The sequence below is a fragment of the Staphylococcus sp. ACRSN genome, assembly GCF_022346615.1.
GTDB lineage: Bacteria > Bacillota > Bacilli > Staphylococcales > Staphylococcaceae > Staphylococcus.
Window position 1 is genome coordinate 33,983 of sequence record NZ_JAKRNS010000012.1, and the last position, 25,789, is coordinate 59,771.

Annotated in this window: 22 protein-coding genes; 5 read left to right on the top strand and 17 right to left on the bottom strand. The window is 33.0% G+C overall.

Going from position 1 to position 25,789, the window contains the following annotated elements; all coding sequences use genetic code 11:
• Positions 1-65: 65 nt before the first annotated feature.
• The 4 genes from MHZ36_RS11285 to gatC form a co-directional block, all read right to left on the bottom strand.
• Complete coding sequence (locus MHZ36_RS11285; RefSeq protein WP_239231736.1) at positions 66-983, bottom strand: diacylglycerol kinase; 918 nt, start codon at positions 981-983, stop codon at positions 66-68.
• Positions 984-1,166: 183 nt separating this feature from the next.
• Entirely contained in the window at positions 1,167-2,594 is a 1,428-nt protein-coding gene (gatB, locus tag MHZ36_RS11290; RefSeq protein ID WP_239231737.1) for an Asp-tRNA(Asn)/Glu-tRNA(Gln) amidotransferase subunit GatB, read from the bottom strand.
• A gap of 12 nt (positions 2,595-2,606) precedes the next feature.
• A complete protein-coding gene (gatA, locus tag MHZ36_RS11295; protein ID WP_239231738.1) occupies positions 2,607-4,064 on the bottom strand; it encodes an Asp-tRNA(Asn)/Glu-tRNA(Gln) amidotransferase subunit GatA in 1,458 nt (485 codons plus the stop codon).
• A 1-nt stretch (position 4,065) separates the two neighbouring features.
• Positions 4,066-4,368, bottom strand: a complete 303-nt coding sequence (gatC, locus tag MHZ36_RS11300) for an Asp-tRNA(Asn)/Glu-tRNA(Gln) amidotransferase subunit GatC (RefSeq protein ID WP_239231739.1) — start codon at positions 4,366-4,368, stop codon at positions 4,066-4,068.
• Between the two features lie 379 nt (positions 4,369-4,747).
• Between gatC and putP the strand changes: the two genes are divergently transcribed.
• A complete protein-coding gene (gene putP, locus MHZ36_RS11305) occupies positions 4,748-6,283 on the top strand; it encodes a sodium/proline symporter PutP (protein ID WP_239231740.1) in 1,536 nt (511 codons plus the stop codon).
• Positions 6,284-6,804: 521 nt separating this feature from the next.
• Here putP and MHZ36_RS11310 read toward each other — a convergent pair.
• The 11 genes from MHZ36_RS11310 to MHZ36_RS11360 form a co-directional block, all read right to left on the bottom strand.
• Positions 6,805-8,013: a CamS family sex pheromone protein gene (locus MHZ36_RS11310; protein ID WP_239231741.1), complete on the bottom strand. Its 1,209-nt coding sequence runs from the start codon at positions 8,011-8,013 to the stop codon at positions 6,805-6,807.
• Between the two features lie 12 nt (positions 8,014-8,025).
• Positions 8,026-10,029, bottom strand: a complete 2,004-nt coding sequence (gene ligA / locus MHZ36_RS11315; RefSeq protein ID WP_239231742.1) for an NAD-dependent DNA ligase LigA — start codon at positions 10,027-10,029, stop codon at positions 8,026-8,028.
• A 3-nt stretch (positions 10,030-10,032) separates the two neighbouring features.
• Complete coding sequence (gene pcrA, locus MHZ36_RS11320) at positions 10,033-12,240, bottom strand: DNA helicase PcrA (RefSeq protein ID WP_239231743.1); 2,208 nt, start codon at positions 12,238-12,240, stop codon at positions 10,033-10,035.
• The gene (gene pcrB / locus MHZ36_RS11325) at positions 12,237-12,929 is read right to left on the bottom strand and encodes a heptaprenylglyceryl phosphate synthase (RefSeq protein ID WP_239231744.1); all 693 of its coding nucleotides are present in this window, start codon (positions 12,927-12,929) and stop codon (positions 12,237-12,239) included. Before pcrB ends, pcrA begins: the two co-directional genes overlap by 4 nt.
• Positions 12,930-13,042: 113 nt before the next feature.
• Positions 13,043-13,732, bottom strand: a complete 690-nt coding sequence (locus MHZ36_RS11330; RefSeq protein ID WP_239231745.1) for a M15 family metallopeptidase — start codon at positions 13,730-13,732, stop codon at positions 13,043-13,045.
• Positions 13,733-13,939: 207 nt separating this feature from the next.
• Positions 13,940-14,242 carry a YerC/YecD family TrpR-related protein gene (locus MHZ36_RS11335; protein ID WP_239231746.1) on the bottom strand — a complete coding sequence of 101 codons (303 nt, stop codon included), beginning with the start codon at positions 14,240-14,242 and terminating at the stop codon, positions 13,940-13,942.
• Positions 14,243-14,339: 97 nt separating this feature from the next.
• Complete coding sequence (gene purB / locus MHZ36_RS11340) at positions 14,340-15,635, bottom strand: adenylosuccinate lyase (protein ID WP_239231747.1); 1,296 nt, start codon at positions 15,633-15,635, stop codon at positions 14,340-14,342.
• Between the two features lie 210 nt (positions 15,636-15,845).
• Positions 15,846-16,034: an NETI motif-containing protein gene (locus tag MHZ36_RS11345; RefSeq protein ID WP_239231748.1), complete on the bottom strand. Its 189-nt coding sequence runs from the start codon at positions 16,032-16,034 to the stop codon at positions 15,846-15,848.
• Positions 16,031-16,609: a DUF2179 domain-containing protein gene (locus MHZ36_RS11350; protein ID WP_239231749.1), complete on the bottom strand. Its 579-nt coding sequence runs from the start codon at positions 16,607-16,609 to the stop codon at positions 16,031-16,033. Before MHZ36_RS11350 ends, MHZ36_RS11345 begins: the two co-directional genes overlap by 4 nt.
• Positions 16,610-16,691: 82 nt before the next feature.
• Complete coding sequence (gene nadE / locus MHZ36_RS11355; protein WP_239231750.1) at positions 16,692-17,513, bottom strand: ammonia-dependent NAD(+) synthetase; 822 nt, start codon at positions 17,511-17,513, stop codon at positions 16,692-16,694.
• Positions 17,506-18,975, bottom strand: coding sequence for a nicotinate phosphoribosyltransferase (locus MHZ36_RS11360; RefSeq protein ID WP_239231751.1), 1,470 nt, complete (start codon positions 18,973-18,975; stop codon positions 17,506-17,508). The genes nadE and MHZ36_RS11360 overlap by 8 nt, the downstream gene beginning before the upstream one ends.
• A gap of 233 nt (positions 18,976-19,208) precedes the next feature.
• On the opposite strand from MHZ36_RS11360, the gene MHZ36_RS11365 reads away from it, so the two are divergent.
• Positions 19,209-20,273: a nitric oxide synthase oxygenase gene (locus MHZ36_RS11365; RefSeq protein WP_239231752.1), complete on the top strand. Its 1,065-nt coding sequence runs from the start codon at positions 19,209-19,211 to the stop codon at positions 20,271-20,273.
• Positions 20,274-20,310: 37 nt separating this feature from the next.
• Entirely contained in the window at positions 20,311-21,129 is an 819-nt protein-coding gene (locus tag MHZ36_RS11370) for a prephenate dehydratase (RefSeq protein ID WP_239231753.1), read from the top strand.
• A gap of 108 nt (positions 21,130-21,237) precedes the next feature.
• Here the strand turns inward: MHZ36_RS11370 and MHZ36_RS11375 are convergent, their stop codons facing one another.
• Together MHZ36_RS11375 and MHZ36_RS11380 are read right to left on the bottom strand one after the other, a co-directional pair.
• Positions 21,238-22,791, bottom strand: a complete 1,554-nt coding sequence (locus MHZ36_RS11375; protein ID WP_239231755.1) for an SLC13 family permease — start codon at positions 22,789-22,791, stop codon at positions 21,238-21,240.
• Between the two features lie 122 nt (positions 22,792-22,913).
• Entirely contained in the window at positions 22,914-23,996 is a 1,083-nt protein-coding gene (locus MHZ36_RS11380) for a glycoside hydrolase family 55 protein (protein WP_239231757.1), read from the bottom strand.
• Between the two features lie 155 nt (positions 23,997-24,151).
• On the opposite strand from MHZ36_RS11380, the gene MHZ36_RS11385 reads away from it, so the two are divergent.
• Together MHZ36_RS11385 and MHZ36_RS11390 are read left to right on the top strand one after the other, a co-directional pair.
• Positions 24,152-24,703 carry a cysteine hydrolase family protein gene (locus MHZ36_RS11385; protein ID WP_239231759.1) on the top strand — a complete coding sequence of 184 codons (552 nt, stop codon included), beginning with the start codon at positions 24,152-24,154 and terminating at the stop codon, positions 24,701-24,703.
• Positions 24,704-24,759: 56 nt separating this feature from the next.
• Positions 24,760-25,689 (top strand): manganese-dependent inorganic pyrophosphatase, encoded by a 930-nt coding sequence (locus MHZ36_RS11390; protein ID WP_239231760.1) that lies wholly within the window; start codon positions 24,760-24,762, stop codon positions 25,687-25,689.
• Positions 25,690-25,789: the final 100 nt, after the last annotated feature.

Consider the following 25,789-nt stretch of genomic DNA (forward strand, 5'->3'; position numbering starts at 1 on the left):
TGATATTTTTCGACTATTCATTTTAACTTAAAATGTTTTATTACTTCAAGTTTTAATTTCAATTATTATTGTTCCACTAATTCTTGATTATTTACATCACTTGGCGTATACACTTCAATATGTTGTTTCAAATTCAAAAAATTACCTGGTAATTTACCACCATATTCACCATCAACATTTAATTGCATATCTATAAATGATGAAACGCTAACTGATTTTGCTTTTTTATAATGAACTTTAGGATGTTTAGTATGCTCACCTCTTGAAGCTAAAGTCATTATATGCCCTAATTCTGCTAAATTTGCTTTTTCAACTATAATCAAAGTAAAATCACCATCATCTAACTTCGCATCTGGTACAAGCTTTTCAAAGCCAGCCATTGAATTAGTTAGACCTAGCAAAAATAGCAACGCTTCGCCTTGGAAAACTTCTCCATCATATTCAATTCGTAAATCTACCGCTTTCATTTGTGGTAACATTTCAAAACCTTTTATATAATATGCGAATGGACCTACAATAGATTTCAACTTACTCGGTGTTTCGTAAGATACTTGTGTAAGTTGGCCACCTGCTGCTAAATTAATAAAATATCTGCTATTCATCTTACCAATATCCACTTTTGTACTATGGCCTTCTATGATGACATCAATTGCACTCATAATATCGTTCGGTAAGTGTAATGCGCGACCGAAATCATTTACAGTACCCATCGGGATAATTCCTAATTTGGGTCTATTAGGTTGTTCTGCAATGCCATTAATCACTTCATTTAAAGTGCCATCTCCACCTGCTGCAATAAGTACATCGTAATTGTGTTCTAAACATCGTGCCGCTTCTGCTGTCGCATCTCCGACTTTTTCAGTAGCATATGCGCTTGTTTCGAATCCAGCTTTTTCTAATTTTATTAACACATCTGGTAATGTACGCTTAAATAACTCTTTACCTGATGTTGGATTATAAATGATTCTAGCTCGTTTTCTCATATTTTATCCCTCAACTTCATTTACTCATACTCTATATTAAATGATTTAGCAAATGTATAAAAGCATTTAGTCCAAATTAACTGAATATATTAATAAAAATTAAAAAGAACTTGCAGATGATAATCTACAAGTTCTTATTGTATCACGACATTTTACGTACTACAGTTTATTAACTTTAAAAACTTATCGTTTTTCTAGTTCTTGTTTTAATAATTGGTTTACAAGTTGTGGATTAGCTTGACCTTTAGAGGCTTTCATAATTTGACCGACTAAGAAGCCCATCGCCTTGCCTTTACCATTTTTAAAGTCTTCTACAGATTGTGGATTATTATCTAAAGCTTCATTTACAAATTTCAATAATGTAGCTTCATCTGAAATTTGAACTAGTCCTTTTTCTTCCATAATCTGTTTCGCATCTCCACCATTCTCAGCTAACTCTGGGAATACTTTTTTAGCGATTTTACTGCTCATTGTGCCGTCTTCAATTAACTTAATCATTCCAGCTAAGTTTTCTGGAGTTAATTTAGTATCTAATAAGTCCACTTGGTTTTTATTTAAATACTCATTAACGCCACCCATTAACCAGTTTGATGTTAACTTAACGTCAGCACCAGCTTCTACAGCACCTTCAAAGAAGTCTGACATTTCTTTGGTTAAAGTCAATACATGTGCATCGTAAGCTGGTAAACCAAATTGATTTACATATTTTTCTTTTCTTTCATCTGGTAATTCTGGAATTGTTTGACGAACGCGCTCTTTCCATTCCTCATCTACATAAAGTGGAACGATATCTGGTTCTGGGAAGTAACGATAATCGTCAGAACCTTCTTTAACACGCATTAGTATTGTTTTACCAGTTGATTCATCAAATCTACGTGTTTCTTGTAGAATTTCTCCACCATTTAATAATTCTTCTTCTTGGCGTTTTTCTTCATATTCAAGACCTTTTCTTACATAAGTAAATGAGTTTAGGTTTTTCAACTCTGCTTTAGTACCAAATTCTTCTTGACCATATGGTCGTAAAGAAATGTTGGCATCACAACGTAATGATCCTTCTTCCATTTTACAATCAGATACGCCAGTGTATTGAATAATAGAACGTAGTTTTTCTAAGTATGCATACGCCTCTTGTGGAGAGCGAATATCTGGCTCAGATACGATTTCGATTAATGGTGTACCTTGACGGTTTAAATCAACTAGAGAATAACCATCTTTATGTGTTGATTTACCAGCATCTTCTTCCATATGAAGACGAGTGATGCCGATTCGTTTCGTCTTACCGTCTACTTCAATATCGATATATCCATTTTCACCTATTGGTTGATCAAATTGAGAAATTTGATATGCTTTCGGATTATCTGGATAGAAATAGTTTTTACGATCAAATTTAGATTCTGTAGCAATATCCATATTTAATGCCATTGAAGCTCTCATCGCCCAATCCACAGCGCGTCTATTAACTACTGGTAACACACCTGGGTAAGCAAGATCAATTACGTTCGTATTTGAGTTTGGGTTAGCACCAAAGTGCGCTGGTGATGGAGAGAACATCTTAGATTCTGTTTTAAGTTCAACATGGACCTCTAGTCCAATAACTGTTTCAAAATGCATGGTTTCCACTCCTTATAAATTTTCGTATTCATTATGAAGATTGAATTTTGTTTCATATTGGTAAGCGACACGATATAACGTCTTCTCATCGAACGGTTTACCGATAAATTGTAATCCGATTGGACGACCGTTAGATTTACCACAAGGAACAGAAATACCTGGTAAACCAGCTAAGTTAACTGGTGTAGTTAATAAGTCATTCGCATACATAGTTAATGGATCATCAATTTCTTCACCTAAGTTAAAAGCTGGTGTCGGTGTAGTTGGTCCAACAACAACATCATAATTTTCAAAAATACGATCAAAGTCATTTTTGATAAGCGTTCTAACTTTTTGTGATTTTTTATAAAAAGCATCATAGTATCCAGAACTTAAAGCAAATGTACCTAAATAAATACGACGTTTTACTTCAGGACCAAAGCCTTCACTTCTAGACATTTTATATAATTCTTCAAGTGAATTCGCTTCTGGAGAATGATAACCATATCTGATACCGTCAAAACGAGATAAGTTTGAAGATGCTTCAGATGATGCAATAACATAGTATGATGGGATACCATATTTCGTATTTGGTAATGATACTTCTTCTACTGTTGCACCTAACTCTGTTAATGTTTCGACTGCTTGTTTCACTGAAGCTTTTACTTCTTCAGATACACCTTCGCCCAAATATTCTTTAGGTAAAGCAACTTTCAAACCTTTAATATCTTTACCAATGTCAGATGTAAAATCAGCATCTTCAACTGGCGCACTTGTAGAATCATTTTCGTCTAAACCTGTAATCGCCTCAAGCACTAATGCATTATCTTTAACTGTACGTGTCAATGGTCCAATTTGGTCTAACGATGAAGCAAATGCTACAAGACCAAAACGAGAAACTCGACCATAAGTAGGTTTTAATCCAACAATACCGCAATAAGCTGCTGGTTGACGGATTGAACCACCAGTATCAGAACCTAAAGTGAAAGGTACCAAACCTGCAGCAACTGCAGCAGCAGAACCACCAGACGATCCACCTGGAACTGCAGTATGATCGAATGGGTTTACTGTTTTTTTATAATAAGAAGTTTCAGTAGAACCACCCATCGCAAACTCATCCATATTAACTTTACCGATTAGTACAGCCTGTTCATTATGTAATTTTTTCATTACAGTAGACTCATAAATCGGTACAAAGCCTTCTAACATTTTACTTGCACACGTTGTCTCAACGCCTTCAGTAATAATGTTATCTTTGATTCCCATAGGAATACCAAATAGTTTCCCTTCCATTTGATCCTTAGCTTGCAATTCATCTAATTCTTCTGCTTTTTTAATAGCATTCTCTTTATCTAAAGCAAGAAATGATTTAATTGTAGGATCCGTTTCTTCAATTGCATCATAGATATCACTAACGATTTGTGATGGTTTAATCTCTTTATTTTTAATTAAGTTAATTAAATTTTCTACAGACTCATATCGGATGGTCATCTTACGCGTCCTCCTCATTCATGATAGATGGTACTTTAAATTGACCATCTTCAGTATCTTTTGCATTTTTCAATGCAATCTCTTGAGGAATACCCTCGATTGCTTTATCTTCACGTAATACATTTTGTAAATCTAATACATGATATGTTGGTTCGATATCACTAGTCTCTGCAGTATCAATTTGATTGGCAAAATTTAAAATACTTTCTAGAGTATCTTGCATTTCAGTTGTTTCTTCTTCAGTAATTTGAAGTCTAGCTAAGTTTGCAATATGCTCAACTTCTTCACGTGTAACTTTAGCCATTAAAATAAAAGCCTCCTTTTTACTCATTCATTACAAAATTGTATCAAAATTTCGCTTAAAAATCTAAGCTTTTCGATATTAACACCAAATTAGTATATAAAACGTTTTTGTAATGTTTAAAATTCGACAAAATCATCATGTTACTCTATCTACTGTTTTTTGGACATTGAAAAAGAATACTGTAAAAAACTGCATATTAAATCATCAGTTTTAGTATTAAAGCATTATCAACGCTACAATGTTGTAAACGCTTTATTAACTGTTGTAAAAAGTTTTTTATAAAAATTATTTGAATTCGCACTATTCTAACTATTAATTTCAATGTATAATAATTCATGTAACACAATTATATACTATTAAACAAAGGGGGATGTTAATCATGATGATTTTAGGTACTTCTTTAGCCAACCAAGTCCAAGCAAGTTGGCAGACATATATCATGATTGTAGTTTATTTCATCATATTACTCGCTATTGGTTATTATGGATATAAACAATCAACTGGTAATTTAAGTGAGTTCATGCTTGGGGGTCGGAGTATCGGTCCTTATGTAACCGCTTTGTCTGCAGGTGCTTCAGATATGAGTGGTTGGATGATTATGGGATTGCCTGGATCAGTATATAGTACTGGTTTATCGGCAATGTGGATTACAATAGGTTTATCTTTAGGTGCATACATAAATTACTTTGTTGTAGCGCCAAGACTTCGTGTCTATACTGAAATTGCTGGGGATGCAATTACATTACCTGACTTCTTCAAGAATAGATTAGACGACCGTAAAAATTATATTAAAATTATTTCTGGCTTAATTATCGTCGTCTTTTTCACTTTATACACGCATTCAGGTTTTGTATCTGGCGGTAAGTTGTTCGAAAGCGCATTTGGATTAAATTATCATTTTGGATTGATTTTAGTAGCAGCAATCGTTATTTTCTACACATTTTTTGGTGGTTATCTAGCTGTATCTATCACTGATTTCTTCCAAGGGGTGATCATGTTAATTGCGATGGTAATGGTACCTATCGTTGCGCTTATTGAATTAAGTGGTTTGGATACTTTCAGACAGGTTGCTGAAATGAAACCGACCAATTTAGATTTCTTTAAGGGAACTACTGTTTTAGGAATTATTTCATTATTAGCGTGGGGATTAGGTTACTTTGGCCAACCACATATCATCGTTCGTTTTATGTCTATAAAAACGCATAAAATGTTGCCTAAAGCGCGTCGTTTAGGCATTAGTTGGATGGTTGTAGGTCTGTTGGGAGCTGTAGCAGTCGGTCTTACAGGTATCGCATTTATATCAGAACGTAATATTAAAATGGAAGACCCAGAGACATTATTTATTATAATGAGTCAAATTTTATTCCATCCTTTAGTTGGTGGTTTCTTACTTGCCGCTATTTTGGCAGCAATCATGAGCACAATTTCATCACAATTACTTGTTACTTCTAGTTCTTTAACTGAAGACTTTTATAAATTGATTCGCGGTGAGGAAAAAGCTAAAACACATGAAAAAGAATTCGTTATGGTAGGTCGTTTGTCAGTTCTACTTGTTGCGATTGTTGCAATTTGGATAGCTTGGTCACCAAACGACACTATTTTAAACCTTGTGGGAAATGCATGGGCTGGTTTTGGTGCAGCATTTAGTCCATTAGTAATATTTTCATTATATTGGAAAGGTTTAAGCAGAGCTGGTGCCTTAAGTGGTATGATCGTCGGAGCAGTTGTTGTTATTATATGGATTGCATGGATTAAACCACTTGCTCACATTAATGAAATTTTTGGCATGTACGAAATTATACCAGGGTTCTTCGCTAGTGTAATCGTCACTTATGTTATTAGTAAAATGACTAAGAAGCCAGGTGACTTTGTAGATCATGATATTACAGAAGTGAAACGTATATTGAAAGATTAATATAAAGTTATTTTACAAATAACGAAGCGTCTGAGATATTAAAATATAAGATATATGAAAAAGCAATTTCTATTGAAATAATATAGAAATTGCTTTTTTTATGCATTTTAATATACACTTCGATCAGACAGCGACATATGTTGGAGAGACTCCTGAGGGAACCGGACAAGTTGAAGACTACAGGCTTAAGCTGTCCCCTAGGAAAGCGAGCCAACAAGAAGAAATATGAATAAAAAGCCAATAGTTGAAGTATTGTATATTTGATGATTAACATTATAGATTTTATATTCCAATAAAAATTTTAAAAAAAATTGTAATGTACTTTTTCATATGTAAATCCATCATTTTTTTAACAGTATGTTGGCGAGACTCCTGAGGGAACAGGACAAGCTGAAGACTACAGGCTGAAGCTGTCCCCTAGGAAAGCGAGCCAACAAGAAGAAAATGCATAAAAAGAAGCACTCAGATAAATTCAATCAACTGAGTGCTGTTTTTCTAGGATTTATGTCCCAAAGTCATTTTTAATTATTATTTTTATAAATGTGAACTTGTGGTTCTTTGTCATCTTTTGTTTTACTAATCAATGCTTTAGAGTCATTTCCATCTTTGATATGAATTTCATAATCATCTATATCATCGAAATATTTTTCAGCTTGTTCAGTAACATATTGTGTAATTCCAATTGTTTCAGCTTTACCATAGAAATCAATTGGTATATCTACAGAAAGTTGTTTTGCTTTTTTATTATCAAATTTAGCAGTTCCTACAGCTTGTGAGAAATTATTGAAATAACTTTGTAAATCATCATTAAATTGCTTAAAGTTTGTATTGAGGTTTTCATCTAAATCTGATGCTTCACTAGAAGGTAATAACACAGTTTTTTGATTAATATTGTTCCATTCATTAATACGTGTTTTCCCTTCTTCTACAGTTGTACCACTTATAAATTCACCTGGCACAATAGAATTTTCACCAGATTGCTTATAAATCGCAAAATGTATCGGAATATCTTTTAATTCTTTATTTTCTCTTAAACGAGATAAAATTTCACCCGCCATTTGTTGACCTTGTTTTTTAATTTCTTTATCATCAAGTTTTTTACTAAAAGTCTCGCCATCTTTTTCTTTTTGATAATAGTATGTACCATTCATCGCAAGACCAATTGTCATACCTTTTATTTTTTTACCTTTTGTATCACCACTACCATAAAAATCTTGTTCTAAAATGTTAGACAGATAAGCAGGCGATTTTTTAGCTATTTTTTCTGGATCACTTTCACCTTTATGAGACGGATTTAAACCTAAATTTTCGTTAGCTTTCTTTTCCTTTCGCTCATCTTCATCCATTTTATCGATTTCACTTTTTGTATACTTAGGTTGCAAGTAAGCATTGATTGTATCTTTATCAAAATATTGTCCGTCTTGATATAAATAATCGTCTGTCGGGAACACTTCTTTACTCAATTCTAACAGGCCATCTTCAAAATCTTCACCATTATAACTATTCGCCATATTATCTTGTAAAACGCCACGTGCCTGACTTTCTTTAAATGGCAAAATCGTTCTATAGTTATCACCCTGTACATGCTTATCAGTAGCAATTTCTTTGACTGAACCTGAGTCATGTTGATCATTTGTTGACTGTTGCTTCTTGTCGTTGTCACCATTGTCGTTACCACATGCAGACAACACAAAAATCGCTGAAATAATTAATATTAGCGTTCTTTTCATGTCTGATCTCCTCTATCCCTCGATTTCTTTTTGTTTGTTCATAAATGCTTCTTCTGACCAAACTTCTGTTCCAAATTTTTCAGCTTTAGTTAGTTTTGAACCCGCATCTTCGCCGGCAATAACTAAATCCGTACTTTTCGTAACACTACTTGTCACTTTAGCACCATGATTTTCTAACCATTTTGAAGCTTCACTTCTAGTCATTTGATACAGTTTACCAGTTAATACGATTGTTTTATCTTTAAATTCTGGGTGTCCCTCAACCTCTGAAACTTTTAGACCTTTGTATATCATGTTAACATTTTTCTCTTTAAGTTTATTAATCAGAGCACGGATATCCTCATTTTCTAAATATGTAACAACAGATTGAGCTAATTTATGACCGATGTCGTGTATACTAGTAAATTCTTCCTCAGTAACCTCAAATAATTTATCAATTGAACCATATTTTTCTGCAATTACTCTACTCGCTTTTACCCCTAGATGACGGATACCTAAACCAAAAAGTAATTGTTCAAGTGAATTAGCTTTCGCATTTTCTATTGCTTCCAAAAGATTATTCACTTTCTTTTCACCCATTCTTTCTAATGGTAAAAGATCTTCTTTTGTTAGATAAAAAATATCAGCTACATCTCTTATTATTTCATTTTCATATAATTGTTGGATAATTTTTGTTCCTAAACCATCTATATTCATTGCCTGTCTAGATACAAAGTGAATCATACCTTCTACAAGCTGTGCCTGGCATTTAGGATTAATACAACGCAGCGCAACTTCACCTTCGATTCGAACGAGTTCATGATTACAACTTGGGCAGTGCGTTGGCATATGATAGACTTGAGCATCATCTGGTCTTCTATCAAGGACACTTTTAATTACTTCAGGAATAATGTCACCAGCTTTTTTAATAACAACACTATCACCAATTCGAATGTCTTTTTCATGAATTAAATCTTCATTATGTAATGATGCGCGAGATACAGTAGTACCAGCTACTTTAACAGGTTCAAGTATTGCTGTTGGTGTTACAACACCAGTTCTACCAATACTTAATTCTATATCTTTTAATTCAGTAATAACTTCTTCAGCTGGAAATTTATAAGCAATTGCCCATCTCGGTGATTTTTGTGTAAACCCTAGTTCTTCTTGTTGATCAATGGCGTTGACTTTAATAACAATACCATCTATATCATATGCCAAATTTTCTCGTTCGGCTGTCCATTTTTTGATATATTCCATAACTTCATCTATTGTTTTAACTTGCTGACGTTCATGGTTCGTCTTAAAGCCTAATTCATCCAACTCATCCAATGCCTCACTCTGTGATACCGCATTAAATTGAGTGAAATCATTAACACTATATAAAAACACACTTAATTTACGCTTGGCTGCAAGCTTTGAATCTAATTGACGTAATGACCCTGCTGCAGCATTACGTGGATTTGCAAATGGTTGTTCCTCATTTTTTTCTTTTGCTTCATTGAGATTAATAAATGATTGACGTGGCATATAAGCTTCACCACGAACTTCAAACGTACGTGAATCATTAATTTTTAAAGGAATTGCATGGATCGTTCTTAAATTTTCAGTTATATCTTCGCCTATTGTGCCATCACCCCGCGTTAATCCCTGTACGAATCGTCCATTCTCATATTTAAGTGAAACTGCTAATCCATCAATTTTCAGTTCACACATGTATTCAACTGGCCCAATAAGATCTCGAATACGCTGGTCAAATTTACGTAAATCTTCTTCATTAAAGGCATTTCCGAGACTAAGCATCGGCGTATCATGGGCTGTTTTTTCAAATGTAGATTGCGCAGAACCACCTACTCTTACTGTAGGTGAATCTGGCACACGTAAATCTGGATGCTTCTCTTCTATATCAATAAGTTCATGTAATAACTTATCATATTCGCTATCAGGTACAGAGGGATTATCTTGGACATAGTATTCATAACTATATTGATTTAATAATTGATGCAGTTCCTCAACGCGTGTCTGTAAATCAGCCAAATGTTATTCTCCTTTCTTTTCAATTGGTGCAAATTGTGCAAGTAATCGTTTTGGTCCTTGTGATTTAAAGATAATATCCAATTCTACCGAACCATTTTTTTCATTTACATTACTTACCATACCCTCACCCCATGATTTATGAACAACTTTATCTCCAACTTTCCAATCAGAATTAGTTTGAGATTTACTTGTTGTCGTTGCACGTCTGCTATATCCACGTTTCTCTGGTTGTTTTGTTGCCGATTTAAATCCATTATTGTTTTGTGGTTTAGCTTTTGATTGATTTACTTTTTCTAATAAATCCTCTGGTATCTCTCGTAAAAATCTTGATGGCATATTGGATTGAGGACGACCAAACAGCATTCTTGAAGTAGCATGCGTAATATAAAGTGTTTCTTCAGCACGTGTAATCGCAACATAGCAAATACGTCGTTCTTCTTGCATTTCATGATCATCATCACTCTTAATTGCCCTAATATGTGGGAACAGCGATTCCTCCATACCCATTATAAATACAATCGGGAACTCCAATCCTTTAGCTGAATGCATTGTCATCAATGTCACACCATCTTCAATTTGAGCTTCATCTATATCTGCTACAAGTGATAAATCGGTTAAGAAATTTATTAGTGATTGTTCTTCTAAAGGTGTATTTTCCTCATAATCTTTAGGTACAGACATAAATTCATCAATATTTTCTAGGCGACTTCTAGATTCTAAAGTTTGCTCACGTTCAAGCATTGCTCTATATCCAGATTTTTCTAATACTTCGACAACAATTTCACTTATTTCTAAAAACTCTTGCTGTTGAATTAAATTTTGCATTATTTCATAGAATTGCACACATTCTTGTGTTACTTTTTTAGATAATCCTATGAAATCTACTTCTGCTAATGCATCAAACATACTAATTTCATTTTGATTTGCATAAGCTTGGATTTTGTCCACGGACGATGGCCCTATACCTCGTTTAGGCACATTAATGATACGTTGCAAACTAATATCGTCATTACTATTTGCAATAATGCGTAAATAACTTAGTAAGTCTTTTATCTCTTTTCTGTCATAGAACTTTTGGCCACCGACCATTGTATAAAGAATATTAGATTTCATAAATGTTTCCTCTAATACACGGGACTGTGCGTTTGTACGATATAAAATTGCCATATCTTTATACTTCTTACCATTACGTTGATGCTTCATCATTTCGCGTACAACATATTCTGCTTCATCTCGCTCTGTTGTCGCTTCATAATAATGAATTTTATCTCCATCTGTATTGCCTGTCCAAAGACCTTTTGGTTTTCTTTCTGAATTATTTTTAATTACTTCATTTGCTGCATTCAGAATATTTTTCGTTGAACGGTAGTTCTGTTCTAGGAAAATGGTTTTCGCTTCAGGATAATCTTCCTCGAATGATAAAATATTTTGAATATCAGCACCACGCCAACCATATATAGATTGATCTGAATCGCCAACAACACATAAATTTTTGAACTTATTTGCTAATAAATTGACTAAAGTATATTGTGCTTTATTGGTATCTTGATACTCGTCAACATGAATATATTGAAATTTATTTTGATAATAATCCAATACTTCAGGCACACGTTCAAACAAACGAATCGTTACCATAATTAAATCATCGAAATCGAGTGCTTCATTTCGGGTAAGTTGTCTCTGATACCCTTTATAGACGGTTGCTATCATTTGTGAATGATAGTCATTTGCTTCTTTTTGAGCATCTTCCGGTGTTTTCAATTCATTTTTCAAGTTACTAATTGCGCCTATAAACATTCTTGGTTCAAACTTTTTACTATCTATATTTTCATTTTTTAAAACGTCTTTTATTACTGATTTTTGGTCAGTAGGATCTATAATGGTAAAGTTTCTTTCTATACCTATTCTATCAACATCTCTTCGTAAAATTCTCACACACATCGAGTGAAAAGTAGACATCCATATTACTTGAGCTTCTTCTCCTACTAATGCTTCAACACGTTCTTTCATTTCTCTAGCGGCTTTATTCGTAAATGTAATCGCTAAAACATTATATGGAGACACATCTTTTTCATCAAGCAGATAAGCTATACGATGTGTTAACACACGTGTTTTACCTGATCCTGCTCCTGCCATTATAAGCAATGGACCTTCAGTCGTACGTACTGCTTGGCTTTGTTCATCATTCATCTTACTAACTAATGCATTCATTTATGTGACTCCTTTATTTTAACTGTTTTTAATGCTTGTTTAATATCTTTATATACAACATCTCCGACCACAATGGTATCTGCATGCGCAGCCATTTCAAGCGCATCTTCAAAACTATTGATACCACCACCGTAAAATAATTGCGTTTCTGTTAACATATCTGCTGCTGCTTCAACATAGTTCTTATCACCATAGATCCCACTATATTCTATGTACATTACAGGCAATTTATACATGTTATCAACCATCTGTGCATAAGCTTCAATATCATCAATCGATAAATCTGTTTTAGCATCTGTTAATTGGGCGACTTTACTTTTTGGATTTAAAACGACATAACCTTCAAACACAACCTCATTAAAATCGATGACGTGTCCATATGATTTTAATGCATCTAATAAAATACCATTATGATATTTCACGTCATTACTATTTAGAACGGTTGGGATAAAATAAAAATCGAAACCAGGCATTACACTTTCAACATTCGAAATTTCTAATGCAAGTGGTAACGGGTAGCGTCTAACACGACTCATTAATTGTATTACATTATCCTCTGTTACATCATCTGTTCCGCCAATTATAATCGCATCCGTGTTTGACATGCAAATCGCTTCCAAATCTTCATCTGAGATAGTTTTTGCAGGGTCCAATTTAAAAATGTGTTCCCACTGTTTTATGTCATACATGATATGTTACTCCTTTATTTAGCATACACAGTATTATATCATTTTTAGAGTTTGGTTTCTAAAATGATGTTAAAAAAATCACTTCATTTCTGAAGTGATTTAGGTAAAATATTTTATCTTTGATTTAACTCATAATAACTTTCTAAATTTGTTTGGTCGTTTGCAATGGACTTAGCTAATGTTTGTCCTACATATCTAATATGCCATGCTTCATAAGCATAACCTGTTTGACTTGATTGTCCTTTTGGATAACGAATTATAAAGCCATAATCAGATGCATTACGCGCTAACCAACGTGCTTCTTTAGATTTTTGGAAATCTTTATGAAAATCTTTCATTGGCTTATTTGTACCTACATCAAAAGCGAGACCTGTTTGATGCTCAGAATGACCAGGTTTAGCTGTATATTGTTCTGCTGTCATTTTACCGTCTTCTTTTTCAAATGTTTTTACTACTCGTTTTTGGTCTTCATAGCTACGATATCCACTTACATAATTTAAATCCATATTGTTTTTTTGTGCTCGTATCAATAATTTATCAAGTTGTTTACGTGCGTATTTATTTTCTTTTGGCTGATAACTAGGTGGCAAACTATATTGTTTATTCACAATAACATGTCCGTTCACTCGTGTAACCCCATGTGTTTCTGTAACGATAGGTACCGCATGCGTTGGTTTTATCAATGTCATGTCTTCTGTTGTATTTTTATTATAACTCTTAACTATCGCGATGATTAATGCCACAATTATAATTAAACATAATACAATAAAAATCACACTACTAATCATCAACTTTTTAATCATATACTGCTCCCCTCACAATTTTCACCACTCACAATAAAATTTCTTCACATTTTTTATTGAATCATACTTTACCTGAATTTTATAACAACAAAACAATTTTGTCTTATATAAATTATTTTGTTGCTAAATACCTGAATTTAAAAACGACCGACTAGACATTTAATTGTCTAAGTCGGTCGTTTATGTGAATCTATATTTAATCTTCTTTTAGTCGGCTGTTTCAATATTCATGCGTTCAAGAATAACAGTATAAGCATCATTACCCCATTGTAACGATCTTTTAACTCGTGAAATAGTAGCAGTTGAGGCACCTGATTCTTGTTCAATTGTTGCGTAAGTAAAACCTTGTTTAATCATTTTAGCCACTTGTAATCGTTGTGATAATGACTGTATCTCATTAACTGTACATAAATCATCAAAAAATTGATAACATTCTTCACGATTTTCAAGCGTTAAAATGGCATCAAACAACTCGTCTAATGCTTGACCTCTTAATTTTTCTATTTGCATAAAAACAACCCCTGTATCTTTCAATTTAATCTCGTTTTAACGTACTAACACATTAAAGTGTAACGATTTTTTTCGAAAAATTCAAGTTATGTTATTTTTAAACTAAACCAGCACGGTCAAAAATTGTATCTACTTGATTTAAATGATGTTCCGGATTGAAACATTCATCCAATTCTTCTGTTGATAAAAGGGACGTTATCGCAGAATCTTGTTCAATTAAAGTTCTAAATGGTGTTTTAGTTTCCCATGATTCCATCGCTTTAGGTTGAACACTATCATATGCTGTTTCACGCGCCATACCTTTATTAATTAACGCTAATAATACACGTTGAGAGAAGATTAAACCAAATGTTTTATCAATATTTGCTTTCATATTATCTTCATAAACTGTTAATCTATCAACAATATTGGTAAAACGATTTAATGCATAATCTAAAGCAATTGTTACGTCTGGTAACATAATACGTTCAGCAGATGAATGAGAAATATCACGTTCATGCCATAATGGTACATTTTCATACGCAGTTGTCACATAACCTCTAATAACACGCGCAATACCAGTAATATTTTCAGAACCAATTGGATTACGTTTATGTGGCATTGCCGATGAACCTTTTTGTCCTTTAGCAAATGCTTCTTCAACTTCTCTAGTTTCTGTTTTTTGTAAATTACGGATTTCTACAGCAAATTTTTCTAATGATGTACCTATCAATGCCAATGTAGCAATATAGTATGCATGTCTATCGCGCTGCAATGTTTGAGTAGAAACAGCTGCAGTATCAATACCTAAATGTTCACATACATATGCTTCAATTTCAGGAGGAATATTAGCGAAAGTACCTACAGCACCACTCATTTTACCTACTTCAATTTCTTCTCTTACACGCTTAAAACGCTCTAAATTACGTTGCATTTCAGTATACCAAAGTGCCATTTTCACACCAAATGTAGTTGGTTCAGCATGTACACCATGCGTACGTCCCATCATCAATGTATATTTATAGTCTTTTGCTTTTTTAGCTAATACTTCTATAAATTTCTCTAAATCTTTTTCAATAATGTCATTTGCTTGTTTAATTACATAACTCAAAGCAGTATCTACAACATCTGTTGAAGTTAATCCATAATGAACCCACTTACGTTCTTCACCTAAAGTTTCTGAAACTTGTCTTGTAAAAGCAACAACGTCATGACGTGTTTCTTGTTCTATTTCTTGAGCACGTTCAACATTTACTTTAGCATTTTGACGTATTTTTTTTACATCTTCTTCTGGAATGTCTCCTAATTTACTCCATGCTTCACAAGCTAGTATTTCTACCTCTAACCATGCTTCATAGCGATTTTGATCCGTCCAAATATTTGACATTTCTTCTCTTGAATAACGTTCAATCATTGAAATAAGCTCCTATCTTACGTAAGTTTTAGTTCACAAACCCAAAAACATGTACATTTAATGAAAAATAGAGTTTAAAGTTCGTGTTTGATATCTTCATTACTAGTTTAACAGAATTATTATAAAATGTATAAGGCTTTTGGGTTTTCCTGTTAAATTTTTATTTTTATAAAAAAATGATCGCATGGCCAAACCACGCGATCATTTATTTTATGTTTCAATCAAGCGCCCAACAAATTCAATGTCTTGCCTGAGCACTTCAACACTACCATCTTTGTTTTCTTTATATAGCGGTTTTTCATAACGTTTTACTGGCATATAACCTGCTTCACGCATACGTTGTAAACAATCTTGAATCGTTTCGTTTTCTTCGACTTTGAACTTTTGTTGCTTTTTCATATACTTTCAACTTCATCCGTATCATATTGTTTAAGTTTTTTACTTTTAAGACCTTTAGCCCAAAAACCACCATGAATAGTACGTGGTTCATAAGCAACAATAAAGGCTTTTTCATCAATTTGTTTAATTGTATCAATCAATTTAAATTCAAAACGTCTCGGTGTTAAGATTTGCAGAATCAATCGTTTACCATCTCTACCATAGGCAGTATTGTGTGTTACACCATAGCCTAAATCTCTAAGTTGTCTCGGTAAATCTAATTCGTATTCTGATGATGTTACATTGACAACTGTGTAACCAAGCGCTAATTTCTCTTCAATCTTCATTCCAACGATAATGCCTATTGAAAAGCCAAACGCATATGCGATGATATTCTGAATTTGATCTAAGCTAGACATAACCATACCTAGTCCTACTACATAAACCAAGACCTCTAAAAAGCTAACAATTGCTGCAACATACCGATAACCTTTCAACGTTAAAATCGTTCTCATTGTTAAAAATGAAACATATGCTACATTGACTACAAAGATAGCTAATACCATTAACCACGGATTAGAAGTTATCATTGACATATTCATTATCCTTTCTCATTCATTAAATTCAAATTATTTTACCAACAAGCACTTTATTTGTCACTAAAAATTTACCATTGAATTAATTTTTCGGCCATGAATAACGTGTATATGCTAACTCTCTTTTATGTGCAGTTTTAATATAATGTTGCTCAATTTGGGCTTTTGCTTCACTAGAAACATTTTTCCCCTCTAAATAATCATCTATATCATTATAACTTACGCCTAACGCTTCTTCGTCTGGTAATTGTGGCTTATCTTCTTCTAAATCTGCAGTTGGTGTTTTTTCATATAAATGACTTGGCGCATCTAAATACGCTAATAACTGTCTTCCTTGACGTTTATTCAAACCAAAAATTGGTGCTATATCAGCAGCGCCATCACCATATTTAGTATAAAATCCTGTAATATTTTCAGCTGAATGATCTGTGCCTACGACGATACCTTGGTTATTAGATGCAATAGAAAATTGTACTTTCATGCGTTCACGCGCTTTTTCATTTCCTTTTTGAAAATCTGTTAGATTTATACCAGCTTCTTTCAAGGATTGCACACTTTGATCAACAGCAGGTTTAATATTTACTGTAATAGTTTTATCTGGCTGAATAAATGTAAGAGCATCTTCAACTTCGTTTGCATCTTTTTGTTGACCATATGGTAATTTCACAGCAATGAATTGACAATCAATATTTTCTTCTCTTAACTCATTTACGGCTAATTGGCATAACTTCCCTGTGAGTGTCGAATCTTGACCTCCTGAAATACCTAATACCAATGACTTAATAAAAGAATGTGTTTGAATATAACCTTTTATAAATTGAATAATACTACGTACTTCTGATTGACTATCAATTTCTGGCTTAACTTTCATTTCCTTTACTACGATATCTTGTAAGTTACTCATGCTCTTCCTCCATCTCCTTTACATGTTCAGCCACTTCAAATATACGTTTATGTTTATTTTCCCAACATGCAGTACTTAAATCAACTGGGTATTCTTGTGGATTTAAATGACGCTTATTTTCTTCCCATAAATGTGAAAGGTTTTCTATTAAATAATGTTGTGCTTCCTTTTCACTAGGTAATTCATAAATCAGTTTACCGTCTTTAAAAATATCACAATGTAAGTCTTTTGCTATAAAAGACTTAATAAATTTCATTTTATACGTGTGCACTGGGTGAAATAATTTCAATGGTGATTCGTCATTTGGATTTTCATGATCTAAAGTGATATAGTCACCTTCAGCTTTATTCGTTTTTTTATTAATAATACGATATACATTCTTTTTACCCGGTGTAGTAACTTTTTCAGCATTATTTGATAATTTAATGCGATCTACATACTCTCCGTTTTCATTTTCCACAGCTACAAGTTTATAGACAGCCCCTAGTGCTGGTTGATCATAACCTGTAATCAACTTAGTTCCCACGCCCCATGAATCAACTTTGGCACCTTGGGATTTTAAGCTCATAATTGTTTCCTCATCCAAATCGTTTGAAGCAATGATTTTAACATCTTCAAATCCTGCTTCATCTAACATTTTTCTTGCTTCTTTTGACAAATAAGCTATATCTCCAGAATCTAATCGAATGCCTACAAAATTAATTTTATCTCCTAATTCTTTGGCTACTTTAATTGCTGTCGGTACACCCGATTTTAATGTGTGAAATGTGTCTACTAAGAATACACAATCTTTATGTCGCTCAGCATATTTTTTAAAAGCAATATATTCATCACCATAAGCTTGTACCATCGCATGTGCATGAGTACCTGAAACAGGAATATCAAAAAGCTTTCCTGCTCTTACATTACTTGTAGAATTAAAGCCACCGATAAATGCAGCTCTTGCTCCCCACAATGCTGCATCCGCTTCTTGAGCTCTGCGCGTACCAAATTCCATCAATTTATCTTCACTTGCCACTTGTCTAATTCTACTCGCTTTCGTAGTAATCAACGTATGAAAATTCACGATATTGAGTAACATTGTTTCAATTAACTGTGCTTGAATCAATGGCGCTTCCACTCTAAGTAATGGCTCATTTCCAAAACATAATTCTCCCTCTTGCATTGAACGAATATGGCCTGTAAATTTCATATCCTTTAAATAGCTTAGAAAGTCATCTTGGTAGCCAATTGATTTTAAATATGCAATATCATTAGTTGAAAAATGAAAGTCACTAATAAAATCTATGATTTTTTTAAGTCCATTAAAGACAGCATAACCGCTATCAAAAGGCATGTTTCTAAAATATAAATCAAAAACGGACCAACGTTCGTGAATGCCATCATTCCAATAAGTTTCGGCCATGTTAATTTGATATAAATCATTATGTAATACAAATGTATCGTCTTCAAATTGGTACACAATTATCTCTCCAATCAGCTTTTCCATTAGTTTAGCATAAAAGAAACACTGATAGCACCTCAAATATGATGGTCTCTATGTTATTTCTATACCTTATTAATATTGTACAATTTCCATATGAAAATTAAAATTATGATGATTATGTGACTGAAACAACACAAAATAATGAATTTTTTTAATATCTCATTATATTTATGTACAAATATTTTATAATATATTGTGAGGTGTTAAAAATGTTAAAGGAAGCCACAACGTTTATAAAAACGATGTATACTGAATTAAATTATAGTGATACTGTATTGCGTCAACGATTAACTGAAGTAACAAATGCAATCAATACTAAAGGCACCTATGAGCATACAGTAGAAGAATTAACATATGGTGCTAAAATGGCATGGAGAAATTCAAATCGTTGTATCGGCCGTTTTTTCTGGGATTCATTAACGGTAAAAGATGCAAGACACATACAAACTGAGGATACATTTTTAAGTGAAATAGAAAATCATATAGCCAATGCAACGAATAACGGAAGAATTAAGCCATATATAACTGTCTTCAATCATCAAAATCCGCCTACAATATATAACAATCAATTAATCCGCTATGCTGGTTACGAAGACAAAGGTGATCCTTCTGAAAAAGAAATAACACAATTGGCCCAACATTTAGGATGGAAAGGTAAAAACACAGATTTCGATATACTCCCTTTAATTTATAAAATGCAAAACGACAAAATGAAGTACTATGAATATCCTAAACATTTAATTAAAGAGGTAAATATCGTTCATGATCAATACCCTAAATTAAAACATCTTGGTCTTAAGTGGTATGCAGTACCAATCATCTCTAGTATGGATTTAAAAATTGGAGGAATCACTTATCCTACGGCACCATTTAATGGTTGGTATATGGTAAACGAAATAGCAGTTAGAAACTTTACTGATAGCTATCGGTATAATTTGCTAGAAACTGTTGCAGAAGCTTTTGAATTTGATACACTTAGGAATAATACTTTTAATAAAGATCGTGCGCTTGTCGAGCTAAACTATGCTGTCTACCATTCATTCCGAAAGAGTGGCGTTTCAATTGTAGACCATCTCACAGCATCAAAACAATTTGAAATGTTTGAACGAAATGAACGTGATGCCGGACGGGAAGTGACTGGAAAATGGTCTTGGTTAGCACCATCACTTTCCCCTTCCTTGGTTTCTAATTATCATCACGGCTATAACAATCAGATAAATGATCCCAACTTTCATTATAAAAAAAGCGAGCAGACAGGTTGTCCATTCCATTAAAAGTACTCAATCAACATATAGACTAAGGAGTAACTTTATGAAACTTTATTATTTAGGTCCAAAAGGCACATTTTCATATTTAGCAGCAGTTCAATACAAATCTGAATCTGAATATGACTTTATACCAAAATCAAATTTATATGAAGTTGTACAAGCAGTTTCAAATGATGATGATAGCATAGCTGTTGTCCCAATTGAAAACTCTATTGAAGGAACGATTAACATTGTTGCTGATGCCTTAACACAACAAAACATCTATGCACATGGCGAGTTACATTTAGATATTCAATTTGCATTATATGGTCAAGACAGTGCTACTGTTCAGGATATAAATAAAGTTTATTCTATCGCGCCTGCAATAAGTCAAACGAGTAAATATATTCAAAAACATGGGTTTGAATATGATTACGTCGAAAGTACAATTAGCAGCTTAAATAAAATATCGGATCACACTGGGGCTATTGCACCATTAGGTGGCGGTGAAGCCTATGGATATACTGCAATCGATTACAACATACAAGATTTCCCACATAATACAACACGTTTTTTAGTTGTAAGTAGTCACCCTCAGCATGTTACAGATGCTAGTGATAGCATGATATTAGTTACACCTAAATATGATAAGCCTGGATTACTAGCTAGTATATTAAATACTTTCGCTTTATTTAATATCAATTTATCGTGGATAGAATCTCGACCATTAAAAACGCAATTAGGTATGTATCACTTCTTTGTACAAGCTGATACACCTATCAATGAAGATTTAAATAAAGTAATTAAAATTTTAAACACTTTAGATTTTGAAGTTACTGTTATAGGATCATTTAACAAATTAGACTTATCAGCTAAAAATTAAACCATACAAGTTATAAATCAATTAACCTATCATAAATATAATAATAAAAAGCGATAATGCCTGACATCCACTTGTGTGTCGCATTATCGCTTTTATTTAATTTGATTTTTATTTTAATGGTAATGATTTTGTTACATCTATACCAAGAACTGGTGGCACTAAGAAATATACAATTAATACAATAATGATAACACTTATGATATTCACCCAGAATCCTACACTCGCCATTTTTTTAATTGTAATTCGACCTGTACCAAATACAATTGCATTTGGTGGTGTACCTACTGGTAGCATATATGCACAGTTCGCTGCCATTGCAGCAGGTACCATTAATAATAACGGATGGACATTTACTGCCACAGATAAAGTAGCAAGAATTGGCAATATCATTGTTGCAGTTGCAGTATTTGATGTAATTTCAGTTAAAAATAGTACAAATAATGTAATAACAATAACAATCAGCAGTGGACTAACACCTTCTATTAGACGTAATTGATCTCCTAACCAATTAGCTAAACCACTTGAAGATATACCTTTTGCTAATGCTAGACCTCCACCAAATAAAATTAAAACACCCCAAGGTAAATCTTTTGCAACATCCCAATCTATAATTCGCTTATGCTTCGTTTTATTCTTGGCAGGGATTAAAAATAATAAGACAGATATAAATATAGCAATCGTTCCATCTGCTACTTCAGATGTAAACGTCCATTGCTTCAATAAAAATTCCCTACTGATCCATAAAAAACTAGCTAAAACAAATACAAATTGAACTACTTTTTCTTCATATTTCATCTTACCCAATTCTTCTAGTTTACGTTTAATTACTTTTTGTCCACCAGGAAGTTCACGCATTTCATGTTTAAACGCAACAAACCTAATATACGCCCAAACTAATGCCAGTAAAACTATGACCGTAGGAACACCAATAATCATCCACTTTGCAAAACTAATTTCTTCTCCAAATGCAGATTGATATTGTCCTTTCAAAATAATAAGCGGCGGTGTACCAATCAAAGTACCTAATCCACCAATAGTACCTGCATAACCTATCGCTAGTACTAATGACTGTTCAAATTTATTAAGTGATCCCTCACTAATAGATTCATTTTTCAAATCTCGTGCTTCTTTAATGATTGCCATTCCAATTGGAATCATAATCATTACTGCTGCTGTATTTGATACAAACATAGATAAAAATCCAGTTGCAATCATAAATCCTAATAAAATTTTACCAGTACTTGTACCTAAATAATTGATAATCGTCAATGCCACACGTGTATGTAAATTCCATCTTTCCATAGCAATTGCTAATATAAATCCACCTAAAAATAAAAATATAATATCATTGCCATATTGCGCGGAAACTTCCTCTGGATTCAACACATGCCCGACCGGTAGTAATATTAACGGTAATAAACTTGTTGCTGCGATTGGTATCGCTTCAGTAATCCACCAAACAGCAATCCACAAAGTTATTGCCAATACAAATATACCTTTTCCTGATAAATCCTCTGGCTTGAAAAATAATAATGTTAACAAAAATAATAATGGTCCTAACACTAACCCAATTTTTTGCCCTGAGTTATACGCTTTCTTTTTCTTTGAAAAAAATGTTAGATACTGTCCATTTCTATTCGTCCCTTCGTCTATTTTATTCATCAAAATCCCCCTTAACTATTGACAGAATATTCACAATAATTATATTGATTATAGCATATTTAGTAAACAAAAAAACACAAAATAAAAACGCTTACACCTTTGGTATAAACGTTTTTATAATATTAAACTATATTGCTATGATACACTTTCACAGGACTATTGTTTTTCAATATTAATTTTTCGATATTATTCAAATGTATCTTATGTGTATCGTCTTTAAATTCATTATTAGCAATGACCACATGCTTATGTTTAACATCATTGTAACTTTGAATACGTATTGCATCTTTAGACATCCCACCTATAAACTCATTGTTATAAATATTTAAGTTTTCTCCTGCTTGTGTCATTTGATTTCTACCTTTTAAATCTTGAGCATTTTTTCCATCTTTAACTGCCAAAAATCGAATTCCACCGACACAATTAATAAATCGATTATCGTGGATGTATGTATCTTTATATTTTAGTGGCGTCAACGCATATTGGTTCATTCCTTCAAATGTATTATGGCGAATATGGATATTTTGGTAAAATTGATTAAATCTACTCGCATGTGAACCAATAGCTCGATTCCAAGACTTCATCGTAGGTGTATGTGAATTACCAAAGTAGCAGTGTTCTATTATTACATTTTTCGTTATCGTGCCATCAGTTGCACCAAATTTAGGAAAAGCTCCTTTTACTTGTAAATCAATTTGAATGGCTTCAGAAAAACTTCTTTCTCCATCATCATCATTGAATCCTAAAAATTTACACTTACTCATATATAATCCATTAATTCCACATGCGTCTATCCCATGGCCTCCTACAATATCTTTGAATGTAACATCTATGATTTGAATGTCTACTGCATGTCCAATACTCATTGCTGTGTTGTTATAGGGACACTCATAACCATTCATATCGAATGTACCCCCAGCAATATGGATTTTACTATTTCCCTTATATCCATAATATAATTTGAATTTACGTCCATTTTTTAATAGCGCGTCTTTCCCTTTTCTCTTTAATATCGTTTCGTCATCTAATAATAATGTGGTACCTTCATATATTTTTAATGATCTACGTATATGGTATTCACCCTTGGGGATGTGGATTGTGACATGCTTGTGTGATTTTGCAGTATCTAATGCACGCTGTAGCGCCCTAGTATCTGACCATTTACGTTTTCCTTTTAATCCAAAATCTGCAGCATTGATTATCATGGGTAACTTCCTTTCTATTGTATTATATCTATTTATAATTACTTTATATTAAACATATTTCGTATTTTTTAAACCCTCGATATACAACTTTGATGTTTTAATGAGTTAGTATATAATGACTATTAACTTTATGATTAGGGAGTGTAAAAAGATAAATGAAAAATAGCGCACTGATTATTGTTGATTATTCAAATGACTTCGTTGCAGATAACGGTAAATTAACTTGTGGGGAAGCCGGTCAACAAATTGAAAATTATATCGTTGAGAGAATTGAACATTACAATAATAAAAAGCAACAAATATTTTTTATGATGGATTTACATTATGAAGATAACAATTTTCATCCAGAAAGTAAGCTTTTCCCACCACATAATATTTTAGGGACAATGGGTAGAGAATTATATGGTAAGGTTAATGATATTTATCAAAATATTTTGTTTAATGAACATGTGCACTTTTTAGATAAAACACGTTATGATTCATTCTTTGGCACGCCATTAGATATTATGTTAAGGGAACGAAATGTGAGTCAACTTGAAATCGTTGGGGTTTGTACAGATATTTGTGTCCTACACACTGCAATTTCTGCTTACAATTTAGGCTATGATATTTTAATTTCACACAAAGGTGTTGCCTCGTTTAATCCAGCTGGTCATGAATGGGCACTTACACATTTTAAAAATTCATTAGGTGCAGTAGTAGAATAACAACTGTTAATCATGATAAAATAAAATTAAATATAAAAATAAGGAGAATTTCAAACATGGCAAAAACATATATTTTCGGTCATAAAAACCCAGATACTGATGCAATTTCATCAGCAATTATTATGGCAGACTTCGAACAACAAACTGGTAACACAGAAGCTACACCATATCGCTTAGGTGATGTTAGCGCAGAAACACAATATGCTTTAGATCACTTTAAAGTAGATGCACCTGAGTTACTAAATGAAAGCTTAGCTGATCAAGAAGTGATCTTAGTTGATCACAATGAATTCCAACAAAGTGCAGATACAATTGCTGATGCTCAAGTTAAGCATGTTGTAGATCACCACAGAATTGCTAATTTTGAAACAGCATCACCATTATATTATCGTGCTGAACCAGTAGGTTGTACAGCTACTATTTTATATAAAATGTATAAAGAACGTGGTTTCGAAATCAAACCGCATATCGCTGGTTTAATGGTTTCTGCTATTATTTCTGATAGCTTATTATTCAAATCACCAACTTGTACTGAAGAGGACGTCAATGCAGCTGAAACACTAAAATCAATTGCAGATGTTGATTTAGAAGCATACGGTTTAGAAATGTTGAAAGCAGGCGCTTCAACTACAGATAAATCAGCTACTGACTTATTAACTGCAGATGCAAAATCTTTCAACATGGGTGAATATACAACACGTATCGCTCAAGTAAACACTGTTGATATCGATGAAGTTTTCGTACGTCAAGAAGAATTAGAAAAAGCTATGTTAGAAGCAAGTACAAATGAAAAATATGACTTATTCGTACTTGTAATCACAGATATTATTAACAGTGACTCAAAAATCCTTGTCGTAGGTGCTGAAAAAGATAAAGTGGGTGTCGCATTCGATGTTCAACTTGAAAATAACACAGCATTCTTACCAGGCGTAGTTTCCCGTAAAAAACAAGTCGTTCCACAAATCACAGAAACTTTAACTAAGTAGTTTAATACGTTATGATATAGATAAAATAGCAATAAATCATTTTTATTTATTAATATAGTAATTCTGGAACATATTTAAATATGTTCCAGTTTTTTATCCA

Coding starts and splice junctions, on each gene's coding strand:
- MHZ36_RS11385 (WP_239231759.1), top strand. CDS start 24,152: ATGAAAAATAGCGCACTGATTATTGTTGATTATTCAAATGACTTCGTT.
- MHZ36_RS11375 (WP_239231755.1), bottom strand. CDS start 22,791: ATGAATAAAATAGACGAAGGGACGAATAGAAATGGACAGTATCTAACA.
- MHZ36_RS11335 (WP_239231746.1), bottom strand. CDS start 14,242: ATGCAAATAGAAAAATTAAGAGGTCAAGCATTAGACGAGTTGTTTGAT.
- gatA (WP_239231738.1), bottom strand. CDS start 4,064: ATGACCATCCGATATGAGTCTGTAGAAAATTTAATTAACTTAATTAAA.
- nadE (WP_239231750.1), bottom strand. CDS start 17,513: ATGAGTAACTTACAAGATATCGTAGTAAAGGAAATGAAAGTTAAGCCA.
- MHZ36_RS11345 (WP_239231748.1), bottom strand. CDS start 16,034: ATGAAAAAGCAACAAAAGTTCAAAGTCGAAGAAAACGAAACGATTCAA.
- MHZ36_RS11380 (WP_239231757.1), bottom strand. CDS start 23,996: ATGATAATCAATGCTGCAGATTTTGGATTAAAAGGAAAACGTAAATGG.
- MHZ36_RS11350 (WP_239231749.1), bottom strand. CDS start 16,609: ATGTCAATGATAACTTCTAATCCGTGGTTAATGGTATTAGCTATCTTT.
- MHZ36_RS11330 (WP_239231745.1), bottom strand. CDS start 13,732: ATGATTAAAAAGTTGATGATTAGTAGTGTGATTTTTATTGTATTATGT.
- gatC (WP_239231739.1), bottom strand. CDS start 4,368: ATGGCTAAAGTTACACGTGAAGAAGTTGAGCATATTGCAAACTTAGCT.
- pcrB (WP_239231744.1), bottom strand. CDS start 12,929: ATGTATGACATAAAACAGTGGGAACACATTTTTAAATTGGACCCTGCA.
- MHZ36_RS11365 (WP_239231752.1), top strand. CDS start 19,209: ATGTTAAAGGAAGCCACAACGTTTATAAAAACGATGTATACTGAATTA.
- MHZ36_RS11310 (WP_239231741.1), bottom strand. CDS start 8,013: ATGAAAAGAACGCTAATATTAATTATTTCAGCGATTTTTGTGTTGTCT.
- MHZ36_RS11370 (WP_239231753.1), top strand. CDS start 20,311: ATGAAACTTTATTATTTAGGTCCAAAAGGCACATTTTCATATTTAGCA.
- purB (WP_239231747.1), bottom strand. CDS start 15,635: ATGATTGAACGTTATTCAAGAGAAGAAATGTCAAATATTTGGACGGAT.
- putP (WP_239231740.1), top strand. CDS start 4,748: ATGATGATTTTAGGTACTTCTTTAGCCAACCAAGTCCAAGCAAGTTGG.
- MHZ36_RS11285 (WP_239231736.1), bottom strand. CDS start 983: ATGAGAAAACGAGCTAGAATCATTTATAATCCAACATCAGGTAAAGAG.
- pcrA (WP_239231743.1), bottom strand. CDS start 12,240: ATGAATGCATTAGTTAGTAAGATGAATGATGAACAAAGCCAAGCAGTA.
- MHZ36_RS11390 (WP_239231760.1), top strand. CDS start 24,760: ATGGCAAAAACATATATTTTCGGTCATAAAAACCCAGATACTGATGCA.
- gatB (WP_239231737.1), bottom strand. CDS start 2,594: ATGCATTTTGAAACAGTTATTGGACTAGAGGTCCATGTTGAACTTAAA.